The sequence below is a fragment of the Flagellimonas pelagia genome, assembly GCF_003584135.1.
GTDB lineage: Bacteria > Bacteroidota > Bacteroidia > Flavobacteriales > Flavobacteriaceae > Flagellimonas > Flagellimonas pelagia.
The window spans coordinates 293,545-312,125 of record NZ_QXFI01000026.1; the positions used below are offsets into that span (position 1 = coordinate 293,545).

The following is an 18,581-nucleotide window of genomic DNA, read 5'->3' on the forward strand; positions in this document are numbered from 1 at the left end:
AATGGGATTCTGTAATTTTAACAAGATGGCAGAATCCCATTTTCATTTTTCAGAAGAGAAGCCCTTGCGATGGGGCGTGATCGGTTGCGGTGGCGTGGCCGAAAAAAAGAGTGTCCCAGCGTACCAAAACACTCCTGGTTTTAGGGTGGATATGGTCATGCGGCGCAATGCTGATAAGGCTGAAGATTATGCTAAAAGGCATAACGTTCCGCAATGGACCACCAATGCGGAAGAAGTCATCTTCAACCCTGAAGTTGATGCCGTTTACATTGCCACTCCTCCCGATTCCCATAAAAAATATGCCTTACTAGTGGCCGAAACGGGCAAGCCCTGCTGTGTGGAAAAGCCCATGGCTCCGAATTATCAGGACAGTTTAGCAATCCATCAAGCGTTCGAAGCAAAAGGATTGCCTTTGTTTGTGGCGTATTATCGCCGTTCCCTCCCTAGATTTTTAAAAGTAAGGGAATGGTTGGATGATGGCTTGATCGGTGAAATCCGACACATCCATTGGGAAAAATCCAAACCGCCCAATGATTTGGATCTGAGAGGGAGCTACAATTGGCGCACGGACAAACAAATTGCGCCTGGGGGCTATTTTGATGACTTGGCAAGTCACGGATTGGATTTATTCACTTTTTTATTGGGTGATATCACCGAGGCAAGCGGCATAGCCAAAAATCAACAAGGATTGTATTCAGCCTTCGATGCCGTCTCCGGCATTTGGCAACATAAAGGTGGTGTAACCGGAGAAGGCTTTTGGAATTTCGGTACCCATCAGCGGGTTGATAAAGTTGATATTTATGGTTCTGCGGGCAAGATTAGTTTTTCCGTTTTGGATGAAGCACCCATCCAACTGGAAAATGTGTCAGGGCATCAGATATTGGAAATTCCGCATCCTGAACACATCCAGAAATACCATGTGGCCAATATCAAAAATCACTTATTGGGTAAATCGATCCATCCTTCCACCGGAAAATCGGGATTGCATACCAGCTGGGTCATGGATAGGATTTTGGGAACTCTTTAATTGGAAATAATCACCACGTTTCCACTTTGTGTGGCCTTATAAAAGAGAAGATCATAGTATCGTTTTCCATCATCGGGACGGTCCAATTGTTGGCCGGTAAAGAGGCTGTAGGTATATCCCTCGCAACTACAGACTACATTTTGCCCATCAATGGTCATGGTGGAGCAATCGTTGGGAGCATGGTTGGGACAACTGGCTTCAAAGGCATAGTAGGTATCCAAGCTGGATTTGATCACAAAGGCGCCGCGGGTGCCTACACCGCTATTGCCCACATACACCGGATTCCCTATGGTGTTCAAATCGCTGTACAAGGGTAAATTGAGGTTTAGTTCAAAGCGAAAGCTCACTTCTTGGAGGTAAGGATTTCTGTTGGTACTATCTGAACTACAGGAAATTAACAATATAAGTAGGGCAAAGCTCCAAAAGTGCTTCATAGTAGGTGTTTCTTGACATTGCTCAGCAAAGTTGAACAAAATTTACCTATATTTGCGTTAAATCCTCGCAAAATCCATGCAGGTCATGGGACTCGTTGAGGATTTTTTGTATTTGTAGAGAAGAGTTCATTGGGGAAATTATTTTTTGATTTTCTTCAATGTTCTTTTGCATTAAAATTTGAAGTTATGAGCAAAGTATCATACTACACAGCGGAAGGATTAAAGAAATTGAGGGATGAGTTGAACCAACTCAAGGATGTGGAACGTCCAAAGGCATCACAGGCCATTGCAGAGGCTAGAGACAAAGGAGATTTGTCCGAAAATGCCGAGTACGATGCAGCCAAGGAGGCACAGGGACTTTTGGAGATGAAGATTTCCAAAATGGAAGAAACCTTGGCCAATGCCCGTTTGATCGATGAATCGCAATTGGACAATTCCAAGATACTGGTGCTTTCCACGGTAAAGTTGAAGAACCTGGCCAATAGCATGCAAATGAAGTATACCCTGGTAGCGGAAAGTGAGGCAGACCTAAAAACGGGAAAAATTTCCGTGACCTCTCCCATAGGAAAAGGTCTATTGGGCAAATCCGTAGGGGATGTGGCCGAGATCAAGGTGCCGAATGGAACTTTGAAATTGGAAATTTTGGAAATCACCAGAGACTGACAGCAATTAAAATTCTGTATATTTAATCCCGTCTTAGGACGGGATTTTTTATTTAAAACCAATCACAATGGCCAGCATTTTCACCAAGATCATCAACGGGGACATTCCTTGCTACAAAATAGCCGAGGACGAGGACAATTTCGCTTTTTTGGATATCAACCCAAACTCCAAAGGGCACACATTGTGCGTTCCCAAAAAAGAAGTGGACAAGATTTTGGATATGGAAGAGGAGGCCTATATGAAGCTTATGGCCTTCTCAAGAAAGGTGGGCAAAGCCATCGAGGCGGCTGTTCCCTGTAAACGCGTAGGGATGACGGTCATCGGACTCGAAGTGCCCCACGTACACGTTCATCTTATCCCACTACAGAGCATGGCGAATGCCACCTTTCAACATAAGGAAAGTCTTAAACCGGAAGAATTTGAAGCTGTGGCCGAAGCTATAAAGGCCCAACTTAGTTGAAACCTTCCAAATAAAAGTATACCCCACCTGCCACCAAGCAGAGCATCAGCACCATAATAATAAAGAACAAGGTGGTGAACCTTACCGAAGGCCTATCGGGCTGTACCAGCTTATTGTAGTAGTCAAAAACCCTTTCAATATCCGGGGTCCAGTTGACCGGATAAATTTTGGAATGACACTTCTTGCACTCTATTTCGTGCGTTACCTCGTTCGTGGTGCGGTGAAAGAACGGGTTAAAAGTGTGTTTCTGAAAAAAGGTAAGCTTCAGTTCCTGGTTATAACATTCGGGGCAGTTATTGGTAATATCAGCTTCCTTTATTACGAGTCTTTTTTCCTTTGCCATAGGTCATTTTTCAATTGCTCTCAGGGAAATCTGCATGATTGTTCCTTCTTTACTGGACGAAAATACTTTAATTTTTCCTTTATGGTACTCTTCCACAATCCTTTTAACAAGCGAAAGTCCTAATCCCCAGCCTCTTTGCTTGGAGGTGAACCCGGGACTGAAGATGTTCTGCCAGTTGCTTTTTGCAATGCCATGTCCGGTGTCCGAGACCAAAATATTGACGTTGTGTCCCTTCTTTTCAATCTGTATGGCAATGTTGCCCTTGCCCCGCATCGCATCGATACCGTTTTTGACCAAGTTTTCAATGCTCCAGTTGTACAAGGGAGGGTTTAGCAACACAGGTACTTCATCCACATTGCTACTAAAGGAAAAATGGACCAGCTTGGAGCTTCGCTTTTTCAAATATTCGTAGGCCTTTTCGGTTTCGGCAACAATGTTGTGCTCTCGCAATTCGGGAATGGACCCGATTTTGGAAAAACGTTCGGTTATGGTCTGTAATCGGTCAATATCCTTACCAATTTCCTTGGTCACATCCGGGTTGATGTTTTCCGTCTTCAACAACTCGTTCCAACCCAAAAGGGATGTCAATGGCGTGCCGATTTGATGCGCCGTTTCCTTGGCCATACCGGCCCAAAGCTTGTTCTGCTCCGAAGCCTTGTTGGTCCTGAAGAAGAAAAAGATGACCGCCCCGAACAGAAAAATGATCAATAGGAGCGCCAAGGGATAATATTTCAATTTGTTCAGTACTTCGGAGTTGCCGTAGTAGAGGGTTTCCAACAATTCCCCATCCTGAATGATCAAAATGGGCTCGTTCTCGTTTTTGAACTGGGCTATCTTTTTTTGGATGTAGAGGCTATCGGCCACTTTGTCTTCGGGAATATTGTGCGTTTTGTAGGACCCTTCCTCGTTTAACAGGATCATAGGGGTAGAAGTATTGTTCCCCAACACTTTCAAGGTGAGGTTCCCCAATTCCTGGTCCACGGAAGACTGGACCAGTTCCAACTGGGCCGTGGCCCAGATTTCCATTTTCAATCGCTCTTCCTCTTTGAACTTTTTGAAAAAGCTGTTGGTGTTCCACAAAATCAAACTCACGATCACAAATGCGGAAATCAGCAGAATGATGTTGGAAGCTTTCCTTTTAGGACTGAAGTTCATTTTTAGCTGAATTGTTATTAAAGATAGCGGAAAATGGAAAACATGTTAATAGTTCGTTGAAATAACGGGTTCCAAAGGAAATCATTTTATGTACTTTTGAAATTCAATTAAAATTAACATACATGGAAGTTCAGGGAAGAATCAAAATGATTGACGAAACCAAGACGTATGGAAACAATGGTTTCAGGAAAAGAGAGTTGGTAGTAACCACGGAAGAGCAGTATCCACAGCATATTTTGGTCGAGTTTGTCCAGGATAAATGTGATCTGTTAAACAATTTCAGTGTGGGCCAAATGGTGAAGGTCAGTATCAATCTAAGAGGTAGGGAATGGGTAAACCCTCAAGGAGAGACCAAGTATTTTAATTCCATACAAGGTTGGAGAGTGGAAAGCCTGCAACCTGAATCCAACGCCGATAATATGCCGCCGGTTCCTCCCATGGAGGCCTTTGAACCCGTGGATGACTATAATGAAGAAGATCACGACGACCTTCCCTTCTAAGATATCTTTTTTAAATGGTATAGAAGATCTGGGCCTGCACCCAGATCTTCCTGTTTTTGGCCCTATTGTGTATTTTTAAGAAAAATTGCACCATGGATGACTTCGAAGAGAGATTGCCCTTATATTTTTTGAACAATAGGATGGAATTTCCACCCGTGGAGGCCGCCAACGAAGATGGTCTGCTTGCTGTTGGTGGGGATTTGTCCATGGAGCGGCTTCTGCTTGCCTATAAAAATGGCATATTTCCCTGGTTCAATGATGATTCCCTCATTCTTTGGTGGAGCCCCGATCCCCGTATGGTCTTGTTTCCGAATAAGGTCAAGATTTCTAAAAGTATGCGCAAGGTGTTGCGGGACAATCCGTTTGAGCTTACCCAAAACACCTGTTTTGAAAAAGTGATGGAGCATTGTGGCATGGTGGAACGGAGCGGACAGGATGGTACTTGGATTACTCCGGAGATGAAATCCGCCTACGCGAACCTGCACAAAGCAGGTTGGGCCAAATCCTATGAAGTTTGGGAAAATGGCGAATTGGTCGGGGGTTTGTATGGGGTAGACTTGGGACATGTGTTCTGTGGGGAAAGCATGTTCAGTCTACGGCCGAATGCATCAAAGTTTGCCTTCATCAAAATGGCCCAAGAACTAGAGCGGAAAGGCTATGGTCTTATCGATTGCCAAGTGCATACCGATCATTTGGAAAGCTTGGGGGCCGAACTGATTCCTAGAAAAAAATTTATGGGTATCCTGCGGTCCAAAGACTAGACTTCAAGATACCTGAAACAGTTTACTTCGTGGTCGTTCACCATTCCTGTGGCCTGCATATGGGCATAGATGACCGTACTCCCAACAAATTTGAATCCTCGCTTTTTCAGGTCTTTGCTAATGCCATCGGAAAGGGGTGTGGTGGCCGGGGCATGTTTATAGTTGGCCAAAGTATTACGAATGGGTTCATGGTCTACAAAACCCCAAATATATTGACTAAAGCTTCCGAATTCCTTTTGCACTTCCATAAATGCCTGTGCATTGGAAATGGTGGCGTGGACTTTTAGCTTGTTTCTGATGATGCCAGGGTTTTGTAGAAGCTCATCCACTTTATCCTGCTGGTATCCTGCTATTTTTTTATAGTCGAAATGATCGAAGGCCTCTCGGAAATTTTCGCGTTTTCTCAACACGGTGATCCAACTTAGGCCTGCCTGAAAAGTCTCCAAGATCAAAAATTCAAAAAGGGTTTCATCATCCTTTACGGGTACTCCCCATTCTGTGTCGTGGTATGCTTCATAAAGGGGGTCTCCCAAACACCATCCGCATCTATGTTTGTCCATTGGGTTTCAGTTTTGTTCAAAAGTAAGGGAAAATTGAAAATCGTTAATCGAAAGTTAAAGTGTTGAATATTGATAGTAATACTATTATTTTTGCGAGAATTTATTTTAAAAGTAATCCAATGGATGTGTTGATGCAGTCCCTAAAGATTGGGATAAACGAGAAGTTGTACATCAAGGACCCTGAATCTTCGAGCCTTGGGAAAAAAATTGTGGAGGAAAGTATATTGTTGATCGATGAGATCGGGTTTGAACATTTCACTTTCAAAAAGCTCGGGGCAAGGATCAACTCCAATGAGAGTTCCATATACCGATATTTTGAGAACAAGCACAAATTATTGCTCTATTTGGCCTCATGGTATTGGGGATGGATGGAATACCGCATGGTCTTTGATACCAATGGCATTTCAGATCCTGTGGAAAAACTCAGCAAAGCCATTGAGGTCCTGACCCAAAATGTAGAGGAGGACAATGCTTTTTCGCACATCAACGAGGTGGTGTTGAACAAGATCATCATCAATGAATATTCAAAATCGTATTTGGTCAAAGAAGTGAATGATGAGGATAAGAACGGTTACTTTATTGTATGTAAGCGATTGGTCAGCCGTTTGAGCGAGATGATCGTGGCTGTGGATAAAACCTACGCCTACCCTCTGAGTTTGGCCAGTACTATTTTAGAAGGCACCCTTCATCAATATTTTTTAAAAGAACATTTTCCCATGCTTACCAATTGTAACGAGAACGTTACACCGACCCATTTTTTTACGGATCTGATATTCCGCACACTAAACCTTAATGTTAATGGCTAAAAATATTCTCACCGCGTGGCAGCGGTTAATGGGCTTGCTTGCCCTGGACAAAAAAGACATTTTTCAAATTTTTTACTATGCCATATTTGCCGGATTGGTAAACCTTTCCCTGCCTTTGGGAATCCAGGCCATCATTAATTTGATACAGGGTGCAAGGGTCAGTACCTCATGGGTGGTATTGGTGGTATTGGTGACCTTGGGTGTGGCATTTGTAGGGACCCTTCAGTTGATGCAGATACGGATTATTGAAAACCTTCAACAAAAGATTTTCACCCGTGCCTCCTTTGAGTTTGCTTACAGGTTTCCCAAGATCAAGATGAGTGAGCTTAAAAACTATTACCCTCCTGAACTGGCCAATCGTTTCTTTGATACATTGACCATTCAAAAATCATTGTCCAAGGTCCTTATTGATTTCCCTGCCGCTTTATTGCAGATTGTTTTTGGATTGTTGCTTTTGTCCTTTTACCATCCCTTCTTCATCATTTATGGCTTATTGTTGGTATTGCTCATCTACATCGTGTTCAAGTTTACGGCACAACGTGGGTTGGACACCAGTTTGGAGGAATCCAAAATGAAATACAAAGTGGCCCATTGGCTACAGGAGATAGCACGATCTATCATCAGCTTTAAGCTGTCGGGGAAAACATCGCAGGCCATTAATAAAAATGATGCCTTGGTGGCCGATTATCTGGATGCTAGGGAAAGCCATTTTAGGGTGTTGGTGCTGCAGTTCATCCAAATGATCGGATTTAAGGTATTGGTAACGGCAGGACTGTTGCTGATTGGAGGTCTGTTGGTTTTGGACCAAGAAATGAACATAGGGCAGTTTGTGGCTGCGGAGATCATCATTCTTCTGGTCATCAACTCTGTGGAGAAAATGATCATGGGATTGGAAACCTTTTATGACCTTCTCACTTCATTGGAAAAATTGGGTCAGGTGGTGGACAAGGAATTGGAGCCTCTAGACGGAGAAACACCCTTTGCAGGAAAAGAAGGCCTTTCCGTGGAACTTCAAAATATTGTGTACAAGGTGCCTGGTCGTGACAAAAAAATCATTGACGATGTTTCGTTGACCATTAATCCGGAGGCCCGCATATTGATCAAAGGTCCGAAAGGTTCTGGTAGGTCGACATTGCTGCGTCTGATTGCTGGAATCATAGAACCAAACCAGGGGAATATTTTTGTGAACAATGTTTCCATTTCAGGTGTCAACCTAAGGGAATATAGGTCTTTGCTGGGCCATGCCCTTACCGAGGAATATCCGTTCGAAGGGACCATTTTGGACAACGTTACCTTCGGAAATAGCGAAATCCCCATGGAAGATGTGTACTGGGCGTTGGAAAAAGTGGGACTTACCCAATTCGTCAAGGAGCAACCCCTTGGGTTGAAGACCATTCTGTATCCCGAAGGCAAAAAGATTCCAGATTTTATTTCCAAAAAGATTGTGTTGGCCAGAAGCATTGTCATTCGGCCAAAGTTGATGATCCTTAAGGATCCACTGGACCAATTCGATGAAATAGAAACCGAGCGAATAATGGATTTTCTTGCCGACCCATCCAATGGTTGGGCCCTGGTAGTGGTCAGCGAAAATCCAAAATGGCTGGGCAGATGCCACAAGGTCGTGAAAATGGAGAATGGTCGATTGACCCATATAAACTAAGATTTATGCTGAACATTTCCTCACATAGCAAGTTGAACGAAAAAGTGGACCTTACAGGCTACAAAGCTGGTAAAAAGGTATTCCACAAAAGGCATTACAAACAATTCAACCGTTTTTTGGCGGCGTTTTCCATCATTATGTTCTTTGTTTTGTTTTTGCCTTGGACCCAGAACATCTCCGGCAAGGGATATTTGACCACCTTGACCCCAGATCAGAGACCCCAGACCATTCAATCGCCTATTCCCGGCCGAATTGAAAAGTGGTACGTAAGGGAAGGTGATTATGTGGAAAAAGGGGATACGATCCTGCATATTTCCGAGGTGAAGAGTGAATATTTCGATCCCAATCTGGTGGAACGTACCGGTCAGCAGATCAAGTCCAAGTCCATGGCGGTTACATCCTATCAAGAAAAGGTGAAGGCCTTGGGAACCCAGATTACCGCATTGACCCAGGAAAGGGGATTGAAACTGGAGCAGGCCAAGAACAAATTGATTCAATCCAAATTGAAGGTGCAGAGTGACAGCATAGATTTGGAAGCGGCCAAAACCAATATCGCCATTGCGCAGCGACAGTATGATCGGGTGGTCCAATTACAGGGTGAAGGCCTTAAAGCGGTTACCGATGTGGAAGAAAAACGCCTAAAACTTCAGGAGACCCAAGCCAAGCTCATCAGTCAGGAAAACAAATTGTTGACCAGTAAAAATGACGTCATCAATGCCCAAGTAGAGATCAATCGGGTACAAGCGGAATATACCGATAAGATTTCCAAGGCACAGAGCGACCTGTATACGGCACAGTCCAACCAATTTGATTCTGAGGCCCAAGTGACCAAGTTGGAAAATGAGTACACCAATTATGAGATGAGGAACAGCCTGCTCTATATTCGGGCGCCGCAAAGCGGATATATCAACAAGGCCATACAATCCGGGATTGGGGAAACTTTTAAAGAAGGAGCCCAATTGGTGGGCATCATGCCAGCGGATTACGATATCGCTGTGGAAACCTATGTGGACCCCATAGACCTTCCCTTGGTCCATGTTGGGGAAAAGGTGCGTATTCAGTTTGATGGCTGGCCGTCTATTGTGTTCAGTGGCTGGCCGAATGTTTCCTATGGGACCTTCGGAGGAAAAATAGTGGCGATTGAAACCTTCATCAGCCCGAACGGAAAATACCGAATACTATTGGCCCCTGATGAGGAAGAGGCCCCTTGGCCAAAGGATATTCGGGTAGGTTCAGGTGCCAATACCATGGCACTTTTAGAAGATGTCCCGATTTGGTATGAACTATGGCGTCAGCTCAACGGTTTCCCGCCCAATTATTATCAACCCCAAAACACCAGCGCAGATGCGACCAAGAAATAGGGTAATTAGCTTATTCCTTGTTGCTTTCTTGTGGGTTGCCTTTAAAGGCCAAGCCCAACAAGACTCGTTGGTGTTGGGTTTCAAGGAATATTTGGGCTATGTGAAAAAATACCATCCCGTGGCCAAACAAGCGCAGCTCAACATTGCCATGGGACAAGCCAATCTGATGAAAGCCAGGGGAGGCTTCGACCCAAAAATAGAAGTGGATTATGAGCGAAAGGAGTTTAAGGGTACCGAATATTGGGACCGTTTGAACACCACGTTCAAGATTCCTACTTGGTTTGGCATTGAGTTGAAGGGAAATTTTCAACAGAACGAGGGGTATTACCTGAATCCGGATGAAACACTGCCCGAGGATGGCTTGTACAGTGCAGGGGTTTCCATGTCGTTGGCCCAAGGTTTTTGGATCAATGAACGGATGGCCACCCTGCGCAAGGCCAAGTATTTTAGGGAACAGTCCAAAGCGGAGCAAGATCTTCAGGTGAACGAAGTACTTTACAGGGCATCGGTGGCCTACTTTGATTGGGTGCAAGCCCATAAGGATGCCAAGGTGTACCAAGATTTTTTAGTGAATGCCCAAACCCGGTTCAATGGGGTTCGTGAGAGTGCCTTGGCAGGTGATAAGGCCATGATCGATACCGTGGAGGCCAAAATCGCTGTTCGTAATCGGGCATTGGGATTTGAACAGGCCAAAGTGAACCTGATGAAGAAATCCTTGGAACTGTCCAATTTCTTGTGGATAGAGGATGTTCCCGTGGAACTACAGGAAGGGGTAAGGCCAGATGAAGATATGGCATTGGATGTGGATTCCACCTTGGAAATACAGGGCGTACCCTTGGATAGTTTCGACTTGGACAACCATCCCAAATTGGTTTCCTTGGAGTATAAGATCGAAGGATTGCAGGTGGACAAGCGCTTGAAGACGAACAAACTACTACCGAAGTTGGACGTGGAATACAATTTTATCACCGATACTCCAGAATACCTCAATTCCTTTATCACAGAAAACTATAAGGGAGGCCTATCTTTTCAATTGCCTTTGTTTTTGAGAGAGGAACGGGGAGATCTAAAGTTGGCCAAGTTCAAGTTGAAGGATGCCCAATTTGAAAGGGACAATGCCCAGGTAGAGATTCAGAACAAGGTTACGGCCATTTATAAGGAACTGGATTCCTATGTGGTACAAAACCAGTTGATTGATGATATCGTAACAGATTATTCCACGCTCCTGGCCGCAGAGGAAAGAAAGTTCAGTTTTGGGGAAAGTTCCCTTTTTCTCATCAACTCCAGGGAGAGCAAGCTCATCGATGCCTATCTGAAGCAAAACGAAATGGAGAACAAATTTTTTAAGACCAAGGCCACGTTGTTCAAGAGTTTGGCGATTAATCCAAAATCATTGTAAAACCCATTCGGCCTTGTAAGGATTGGGATTGATTGTCAACCAATGACAAAAGTCAGCAAATGGGCCGCTTGCCCAAACTACTTTTGAAAAAAATTTTTATGGAGGTTTTGGAGAAAAACAGATTGGAACTTGTTCAGGAAAGTATTTTGAATGGAATGGATTGCCCACAGTATCGGGATATGGTCCATGATTATGCGTTAACTGGAAAAACAACCGGAGAGGAGCAATCCGAGCCTAGGATAAATTTTACCCAACTGAACGACCGTCGGATGAACCGCTGGGACAAGACCTTCAAGCTGCCGGAAGAAACCCTTCAAAAATTGTCCAAGTTGGATAGGGAATTGATTTTTTTGGTCATTACCGAAAGCTGGTGTGGTGATGCAGCCGCTAGTTTGCCCGTTGTGAACAAAATTGCTGAATCCAGTTCAAGAATATCCCTAAAGGTGGTTTTGCGGGATGAAAACCCCGAACTCATGGAAGCATTTTTGACCAATGGAACCCAATCCATTCCCAAAGTGATCGTGTTGGATGGTAAGAACCAAGAAATTGTGGGTGAATGGGGCCCAAGACCCCAAGGTGCCGCCGAAATGGTCGAAACCTGTAAAATAGAACATGGAAAACTGACCGATGCCTGCAAGCAGGAACTCCAAGTGTGGTACAATAAAGACCGTGGAGAAAGCACCCTAAAAGAAATTTTTGAATTACTTGCTTTGGAATAGGTAAGTGATCGTGCCTATCTGTTCGCTTTTGGAACTGGCACTGAAACGGGCCTGAAGGGCGTATTTGATGGCATTGTCCACCAAACAGCCATTGCTCGTTCCGGAACTTTTATCATTAAAATCAGCTTCGGTCACATATCCGTTGGCATCCACTTTGATGTTGATGACCACTTTACCGCCTTCAATACAGGTGTAGATGGGAGGAGGCAGGTAATAAGAATTTCGGTCTACCAAAGAAAAGGAAATGGAAGTACGCCTTTCCTTGAGGTAGTTGGTGAATTCCTCTTTTTGGGCGTCCCGCTCACCCAATTTTTGTTTTTTCTCGTCCCGCTCTGCCTTTAATTTTTTCAATTGGTCTGAAAAAGCAGTATCCTCTCCAGGTTCCCCGGTCTCACTGTTCATGGCTCTTTCTTCCATAAGTTCTTCCAAGGTTTTGAGAGGCTCGGGATTGCCTATGGTGGGCTTTGCGGTTTCATTGAAGGCCATATGACTTTTAATGGGGTCGTTGTTAGCCGCCAGTTCCTCCAACTGCTTTTCTTCCTCTTCTATCAATTTCTCAATATCCTCATCGGCCAAGCTCATCTCAATAACATATTCATCCTCTTTCATGCCCCCCAAGTGGATGCTGAATAACAACAAAACCACAATGGACATGGAGAAGAAGGTGATAATGAGCGATAATTGGCTTCTGTTCAGGTTCATGGTCTAACTATAACCGCATTTTTCCAAAAATATTTTATCCTCAGCATCCGAGCAAAAATAGTGCAAGATGCCTTTTACCCCAGTTCTTCCTTGAAAACCAAGGGGCTGGTAGCATTATTTACGTTGTAATCCCCTATTTTGGTTCTTCTAAGGGCCGATAAATAAGCCCCGGAATCGAGTGCTTTTCCAAAATCATGTGCTAAGGACCTGATATAGGTTCCCTTGCTGCACACCACTCTAAAATCCACTTCTGGTAGGTCGATTCGGGTAATTTCAAATTCCAATATTTCTATTTTTCGGGCCTGCACTTCCACTTCTTCTCCCTTCCTGGCCAGTTCGTACAAACGTTTACCATCCTTTTTCAAGGCAGAGAACACAGGAGGTACCTGCTCTATTTCCCCCAAAAATTGGTTGGGTATATTTCGGATGGATGTTTCCATAAGATGTTCCGTTGGAAAAGTTTGGTCCACTTCGGTTTCCAGATCATAGGAAGGAGTGGTGGCACCAAGAGTAAAAGTGCCCGTATATTCCTTGATTTGTCCCTGCAGTTCAGGAATTTTTTTGGTGAATTTACCCGTGCAAATGACCAACAGACCTGTGGCCAGCGGATCTAAGGTGCCCGCATGTCCAATCTTCAACTTCTTTAGGTTGAATTTTTTTCGGATAGCCCATTTTAGGGCGTTCACGGCTTGGAACGAAGTCCATTCCAAAGGTTTGTCGATCAAAATGATCTGACCGGTTAAAAAATCTTCTTCGGTTTTCAAAGGCTTTGGGGTTTGGGCAAAGATAAAAATCTATCCCCAGATACTCCACGCAAGGGCGATCAACCCAACAATCAAACAATAAATGGCAAAATAGGTGAGTTTGCTTTGGCGGACCAGCTTGATCATCCAGGTACAAGCGGCCAAACCAGCAATAAAGGCGGCCACAAAACCTGCACCCATAGCAACGGCTTGATCTCCGTGGAAATTGATTTCGCCTCCCATCACATCCTTGGCTACTTTTCCTAGGATAAGGGGCACGACCATCAAGAACGAAAAACGTGCCGATTTACCCTTGTCCACTCCCAACAATACCGCTGCGGAAATGGTGGCCCCACTTCGGGAAATTCCCGGCAATATGGCAACGGCCTGTGCCATTCCAATTACAAAGGCACTTCGGAAGGAAACCCCTTTATCCGTGGTTTTGGCCAAATCGGCCAAGTACAACAAAAAGGCGGTAATGATGAGCATGATGCCCACGATGACGATGGCACCATCAAAAAATACTTCAATAAAATCATTCAAAAAGAGTCCGACCAAAGCGGCGGGAATCATGGAAATGATAATTTTCAGGGAAAATTGGGTCTCTTCGTTCCATTTGAACTGAAAAAGGCCCTTAAAAATCTCGAAAATATCCTTTCGAAACACCACAATGGTACTCAAAGCGGTGGCAAAGTGAAGAATCACGGTGAACAACAAACTTTCTTCGGGCATGGCATGGGCCCCTAAAATCGCTTTTCCCAATTCCAAATGCCCACTGGAGGAAACGGGCAAAAACTCGGTCAACCCTTGAATGATTCCAAGGATGATAGCATCGATCAATTCCAAATTATTCCTTGTTTTTGTTAGGGTTCAACAAAATGGCGTATACCTGAATGCCCAGACCGATGAGCACCAAGGTCGGTGCCAATCGAATCCTTCTAAAACTGTAGATATCCGGATTGAATACGTTGGGATCGTCGCTCCCGCCGCCAGCCATCAAAATAAAGCCCAAGGCAATAAAGGCAATGCCGATAAAGAGGAAAAGGTAATTTTTCTTTTGAAAAATGAACTCCTTGTTGGGTTTTTGATCGTTCTTGTTTTTCTTGCTCATGCCGCAAAGTTAATAATAAAGATCATCGGTCCTCAAGTTAAGGAAACGTTGGGTGGCAAAATGGGTGCTTGCCCACGAAATGACCACTCCCAAACCAAAGACTCCGACAAACAAAAAGATTAGGACCACATATTCATTGAACAGGTCCAACTCGGGGAAGTTTTTGTTGATGTAATAGATTAAAATGCCCAAAGCGATCAAGGCCACTACGGCTCCTACCATTCCCAGTTTGATGTTCGTCCAGATAAAAGGTCTTCTGATAAAGGTTTTGGTAGCACCTACCATTTGCATGGTCTTGATGATAAATCGTTTGGAATAAATGGAAAGGCGAATAGAGCTGTTGATGAGCAATACTGCGATTACCGTGAAAATGGCACTGGCCACCAATATCCAAAGACTGATTTTCCGGGCATTGTCATTTAGGAGCTCGATCAAAGGTTTGTCATAGCTCACTTCCTCCACATAGGTTTTGGAGGCCAGATCGCCCGCAATCTGCTCAATTTGTTCTGGGGAAACAAAGTCGGCCTTCAAATGCACATCGATGGAATTTTGAAGCGGATTGTACCCCAAAAACTCCACAAAATTTTCTCCAATGTCTTCGCTATACTGCTCCGCGGCATCTTCCTTGGAAATGTATTCAGCTGACTTGGTGTATTCGGCCAAGGCCAAGCTTTTCTGTAATTGATCTATTTCTACAGGTTTTGCATTGTCCTTCAAAAAGACCGAAATAGTAATCTGCTCCTTAAAATGGTCCGCCAACTTTTTGGTGTTCAATACCAAAAGTCCGAGTACACCCAACAGGAAAAGGACCAAGGCAATACTCAAAACCACGGAAAAATAGGAGGAGATCAGTTTTCTTCGCTGATATCTTTCAATATATTGGCTCATATAGTGGAATCAGTACGTAAAAATAGAAAAGTAAATTGTATTTAGGGGATTAAACCTATTTTTGCAACTCGAAAATGAAAGTGATCAGCATGAACTACAATTTCCGTGAAATTGAAGCCAAGTGGCAGAAGTATTGGGCAGAGCATGAAACCTTTAAGGCTTCTAACCATTCCGATAAACCCAAATTTTATGCATTGTCCATGTTCCCCTATCCTTCGGGGGCAGGATTGCACGTGGGTCACCCGCTGGGCTATATTGCCACGGATATCTATTCGCGCTACAAAAGACATAAGGGTTTCAATGTGTTGCATCCCATGGGCTACGATTCCTTTGGTTTGCCAGCGGAACAGTATGCTATCCAAACCGGCCAGCATCCTGCCATCACCACGGAGAACAACATCAAAAGATATCGGGAGCAGTTAGATCAATTAGGTTTCTCTTTCGATTGGAGTCGAGAGGTGCGTACTTCCAACCCACAATATTACAAATGGACACAATGGATTTTTATCCAATTGTTCCATTCGTGGTACAATAAAACATCCGATAAGGCGGAAAACATTGAAACCTTGGTTTCCGTGTTTGAAAAAGAAGGGAATGCCAATGTGCAAGCTGCTTGCGATGATGACACCCCAACTTTTTCTGCTTCGGAGTGGAACCATTTTTCAGCAAAGGAAAAGCAAGAAATCCTTTTAAAATATAGGTTGACCTATTTGGCGGATACCGAGGTGAACTGGTGTCCGGCTTTGGGAACCGTTTTGGCCAACGATGAAATTGTGAACGGTGTTTCGGAACGAGGGGGACACCCCGTGATCCGTAAGAAAATGACGCAGTGGAGCATGCGGATTACTGCCTATGCCCAGCGTTTGTTGGACGGTCTGGACAACATCGACTGGCCACAACCCTTGAAGGATTCCCAAACCAACTGGATTGGTCGTTCAGAAGGGGCTTCTGTAAAGTTTAAAGTGTTAAATGTTGAGTTAGAAGATGAAAACTCAAAATTCAAAACTCAAAATTTACCATTTGAAATAGAAGTCTTCACCACCCGCCCTGATACCATTTTTGGGGTGAGCTTTATGACCTTGGCCCCAGAGCATGAGTTGGTGGCCAAAATCACCACACCAGCACAAAAAGCTGAGGTGGAAGCCTATGTGGAGGCTACCGCCAAACGTTCCGAACGGGATCGTATGGCCGATGTAAAAACGGTTTCGGGTGTTTTTACCGGAGCGTATGCAGAGCATCCCTTCACCAAAGAACCCATTCCGATCTGGATCGGGGACTACGTGTTGGCCAGCTATGGAACAGGTGCCGTGATGGCCGTTCCTTGTGGGGACCAACGCGATTATGATTTTGCCAAACATTACAACATAGACATCCCCAATATTTTTGAGGGTGTGGATATTTCCGAAGAGGCTTTTGCCGACAAGGCCACGACCATTATCGCCAATTCTGATTTTTTGAATGGACTTTCCTATAAAGAGGCCACCAAAAAAGCGATTGCCGAACTGGAAAAAATAGGTCAGGGCAAGGGCAAGGTGAATTATCGCCTTCGGGATGCGGTGTTCAGCCGTCAACGGTATTGGGGGGAACCTTTCCCTGTGTATTATGTGGACGGGATGCCGCAGATGATCGACTTGGAACATTTGCCGTTGGAATTGCCCGAAGTGGAAAAATACCTTCCCACCGAAACAGGGGAACCGCCCTTGGGCAATGCTACCCATTGGGCATGGGACCGCCTCAAGGCGGAAGTGGTTAGCAATGACCTTATTGATAATGTCAACGTTTTTCCTTTGGAATTGAACACCATGCCGGGTTGGGCAGGAAGCTCCCAATACTTTAATAGGTATATGGATCCCCGAAACAACGAGGCCATTTTCTCCAAGGAAGCCATTGACTATTGGCAAGATGTGGATTTGTATATAGGAGGTAGCGAACACGCTACGGGCCACTTGTTGTATTCCCGTTTTTGGCAGAAGTTTATGTTCGATATGGGGTATGTGCCCAAGGACGAATATGCTAAAAAGTTAATCAACCAAGGGATGATTACGGGTGAGAGCGCTTTCTTCAATATTATTGAAGGAAGATTAAAAAAAGGGGATGAGGAAGTTTCAACTTTTTGTCAAATCATAATAAGTAAGGGAACTTATGATGGCTTGACCCTAAAAAAAGGTACTATCAATAAGTTGCCTAAACCGCTTTTTGATTTTTTAAATGAACGCATTGATATTTATTTAGATTTTAATAAAGGATACGAGGGCTACACAAAATCATACATAGCATTTAAGTCAACAAATATAGATGTCAACCTTGTCGACAAAGAACAAGTAAGCATTTTGCGGTTATTGGAAAATGAGAGATTAAAAGTTATAGGCAATGCTCACTATTTTGATGGAGAAGAGGTCGTTCCAAATGAAAAAATGACTGAGGAAACACGTGCCAATGTTTTCAGGGAAATCGAAAAAATGTCTAAGTCCAAATACAATGTCGTGAACCCAGATGCTATTTGTGAGGAGTATGGAGCGGATTCTCTTCGGTTATACGAAATGTTCTTGGGTCCTTTGGAGCAATCCAAACCTTGGAACACAGCAGGTATCACCGGGGTATCTTCCTTTTTGAAAAAACTATGGAAGCTGTACATGCCCTTTTTCGATTCGGACGCTGAGCGTAGTCGAAGCGTCACCGAAGCGGAGCCCACCGCTGATAACTTAAAAACATTGCACAAGACCATCAAGAAGGTGCAAGAAGACATCGAGCACTTTTCGTTCAATACTTCGGTGTCCAGCTTTATGATCTGTGTGAATGAATTGACAGCCCAAAAATGTACCAGCAAGTCCATTTTGGAACCGTTGGCCATTTTGGTTTCACCCTATGCGCCCCATATTGCCGAAGAGCTTTGGGAGCGATTGGGTCATACAGAGTCCATTGCGGAAGCTCCATTCCCCAAGTTCGAGGAAAAATATTTGGTGGAGAGTACCAAGGAATACCCTATTTCCTTCAACGGTAAAACGAGGTTTAAACTGGAATTTCCAGCAGATATGGGCAAGGAGGAGATAGAAGCGGCTGTATTGGCCCATGAAAAGACTAAGGAGCAATTGCAGGGTCGAGATCCTAAAAGGATAATCGTAGTTCCTGGAAGAATTGTCAATATTGTGGAATGATTTGAAAAAGACAATTTTAGAACGATTTTCTTAAAAATATTTTATCAAGAGTATAAAAAAGCATGTCGATTGGCATGCTTTTTTATTTTTCATGACCCATACCCCTAAAAAAATAGGGGTAAAGTCAAATAAAA

20 protein-coding genes are annotated in these 18,581 nt (G+C 44.0%); 11 read left to right on the forward strand and 9 right to left on the reverse strand.

Features of this window, described 5'->3' with window-relative positions:
- The first annotated feature begins 25 nt into the window (after positions 1-25).
- The gene (locus D2V05_RS11350; RefSeq protein WP_119647990.1) at positions 26-1,027 is read left to right on the forward strand and encodes a Gfo/Idh/MocA family protein; all 1,002 of its coding nucleotides are present in this window, start codon (positions 26-28) and stop codon (positions 1,025-1,027) included.
- Here the strand turns inward: D2V05_RS11350 and D2V05_RS11355 are convergent.
- Positions 1,024-1,461 carry a Rieske (2Fe-2S) protein gene (locus D2V05_RS11355; RefSeq protein ID WP_119647782.1) on the reverse strand — a complete coding sequence of 146 codons (438 nt, stop codon included), beginning with the start codon at positions 1,459-1,461 and terminating at the stop codon, positions 1,024-1,026. The two genes, D2V05_RS11350 and D2V05_RS11355, sit on opposite strands and share 4 nt — an antisense overlap.
- A 186-nt stretch (positions 1,462-1,647) precedes the next feature.
- Here D2V05_RS11355 and greA point away from each other — a divergent pair, with 186 nt between their 5' ends.
- Together greA and D2V05_RS11365 are read left to right on the forward strand one after the other, a co-directional pair.
- Positions 1,648-2,124 carry a transcription elongation factor GreA gene (gene greA, locus D2V05_RS11360; RefSeq protein WP_119647783.1) on the forward strand — a complete coding sequence of 159 codons (477 nt, stop codon included), beginning with the start codon at positions 1,648-1,650 and terminating at the stop codon, positions 2,122-2,124.
- 67 nt (positions 2,125-2,191) lie between these two features.
- Entirely contained in the window at positions 2,192-2,584 is a 393-nt protein-coding gene (locus D2V05_RS11365) for an HIT family protein (protein ID WP_119647784.1), read from the forward strand.
- Here the strand turns inward: D2V05_RS11365 and D2V05_RS11370 are convergent.
- Positions 2,577-2,927, reverse strand: coding sequence for a hypothetical protein (locus D2V05_RS11370; protein ID WP_119640427.1), 351 nt, complete (start codon positions 2,925-2,927; stop codon positions 2,577-2,579). The two genes, D2V05_RS11365 and D2V05_RS11370, sit on opposite strands and share 8 nt — an antisense overlap.
- A 3-nt stretch (positions 2,928-2,930) precedes the next feature.
- The gene (locus D2V05_RS11375) at positions 2,931-4,082 is read right to left on the reverse strand and encodes a sensor histidine kinase (RefSeq protein ID WP_119647785.1); all 1,152 of its coding nucleotides are present in this window, start codon (positions 4,080-4,082) and stop codon (positions 2,931-2,933) included.
- A gap of 122 nt (positions 4,083-4,204) precedes the next feature.
- On the opposite strand from D2V05_RS11375, the gene D2V05_RS11380 reads away from it, so the two are divergent.
- Positions 4,205-4,582, forward strand: a complete 378-nt coding sequence (locus D2V05_RS11380; protein WP_119640422.1) for a DUF3127 domain-containing protein — start codon at positions 4,205-4,207, stop codon at positions 4,580-4,582.
- A 92-nt stretch (positions 4,583-4,674) separates the two neighbouring features.
- Positions 4,675-5,343 (forward strand): leucyl/phenylalanyl-tRNA--protein transferase, encoded by a 669-nt coding sequence (aat, locus tag D2V05_RS11385; RefSeq protein ID WP_119647786.1) that lies wholly within the window; start codon positions 4,675-4,677, stop codon positions 5,341-5,343.
- Here the strand turns inward: aat and D2V05_RS11390 are convergent.
- Positions 5,340-5,903 carry a DNA-3-methyladenine glycosylase I gene (locus tag D2V05_RS11390; RefSeq protein ID WP_119647787.1) on the reverse strand — a complete coding sequence of 188 codons (564 nt, stop codon included), beginning with the start codon at positions 5,901-5,903 and terminating at the stop codon, positions 5,340-5,342. The genes aat and D2V05_RS11390 overlap by 4 nt on opposite strands.
- Before the next feature lie 119 nt (positions 5,904-6,022).
- Between D2V05_RS11390 and D2V05_RS11395 the strand changes: the two genes are divergently transcribed.
- From D2V05_RS11395 to D2V05_RS11415, 5 genes are read left to right on the forward strand one after another with little or no spacing between them, the layout of a single operon-like run.
- The gene (locus D2V05_RS11395; RefSeq protein ID WP_119647788.1) at positions 6,023-6,709 is read left to right on the forward strand and encodes a TetR/AcrR family transcriptional regulator; all 687 of its coding nucleotides are present in this window, start codon (positions 6,023-6,025) and stop codon (positions 6,707-6,709) included.
- Complete coding sequence (locus D2V05_RS11400; RefSeq protein WP_119647991.1) at positions 6,702-8,369, forward strand: peptidase domain-containing ABC transporter; 1,668 nt, start codon at positions 6,702-6,704, stop codon at positions 8,367-8,369. The genes D2V05_RS11395 and D2V05_RS11400 overlap by 8 nt, the downstream gene beginning before the upstream one ends.
- 5 nt (positions 8,370-8,374) lie before the next feature.
- Positions 8,375-9,730, forward strand: coding sequence for an HlyD family secretion protein (locus tag D2V05_RS11405; protein ID WP_119647789.1), 1,356 nt, complete (start codon positions 8,375-8,377; stop codon positions 9,728-9,730).
- Positions 9,714-11,129, forward strand: a complete 1,416-nt coding sequence (locus D2V05_RS11410; RefSeq protein WP_119647790.1) for a TolC family protein — start codon at positions 9,714-9,716, stop codon at positions 11,127-11,129. The genes D2V05_RS11405 and D2V05_RS11410 overlap by 17 nt, the downstream gene beginning before the upstream one ends.
- A 59-nt stretch (positions 11,130-11,188) precedes the next feature.
- A complete protein-coding gene (locus tag D2V05_RS11415) occupies positions 11,189-11,848 on the forward strand; it encodes a thioredoxin family protein (RefSeq protein WP_235855442.1) in 660 nt (219 codons plus the stop codon).
- Here D2V05_RS11415 and D2V05_RS11420 read toward each other — a convergent pair.
- From D2V05_RS11420 to D2V05_RS11440, 5 genes are all read right to left on the reverse strand, one after another.
- Positions 11,831-12,550 carry a hypothetical protein gene (locus D2V05_RS11420; RefSeq protein ID WP_119647791.1) on the reverse strand — a complete coding sequence of 240 codons (720 nt, stop codon included), beginning with the start codon at positions 12,548-12,550 and terminating at the stop codon, positions 11,831-11,833. The genes D2V05_RS11415 and D2V05_RS11420 overlap by 18 nt on opposite strands.
- Before the next feature lie 74 nt (positions 12,551-12,624).
- Entirely contained in the window at positions 12,625-13,314 is a 690-nt protein-coding gene (gene truB / locus D2V05_RS11425) for a tRNA pseudouridine(55) synthase TruB (protein ID WP_119647792.1), read from the reverse strand.
- Between the two features lie 30 nt (positions 13,315-13,344).
- On the reverse strand, positions 13,345-14,139 hold the full coding sequence (locus D2V05_RS11430; protein WP_119647793.1) for an undecaprenyl-diphosphate phosphatase: 795 nt from the start codon (positions 14,137-14,139) through the stop codon (positions 13,345-13,347).
- Between the two features lies 1 nt (position 14,140).
- The gene (locus tag D2V05_RS11435; protein ID WP_119647794.1) at positions 14,141-14,404 is read right to left on the reverse strand and encodes a DUF3098 domain-containing protein; all 264 of its coding nucleotides are present in this window, start codon (positions 14,402-14,404) and stop codon (positions 14,141-14,143) included.
- Positions 14,405-14,413: 9 nt separating this feature from the next.
- The gene (locus tag D2V05_RS11440; RefSeq protein ID WP_119647795.1) at positions 14,414-15,292 is read right to left on the reverse strand and encodes a cell division protein FtsX; all 879 of its coding nucleotides are present in this window, start codon (positions 15,290-15,292) and stop codon (positions 14,414-14,416) included.
- Between the two features lie 89 nt (positions 15,293-15,381).
- Between D2V05_RS11440 and D2V05_RS11445 the strand changes: the two genes are divergently transcribed.
- Positions 15,382-18,447 carry a leucine--tRNA ligase gene (locus tag D2V05_RS11445; protein WP_119647993.1) on the forward strand — a complete coding sequence of 1,022 codons (3,066 nt, stop codon included), beginning with the start codon at positions 15,382-15,384 and terminating at the stop codon, positions 18,445-18,447.
- The last annotated feature ends 134 nt before the right edge of the window (positions 18,448-18,581 follow it).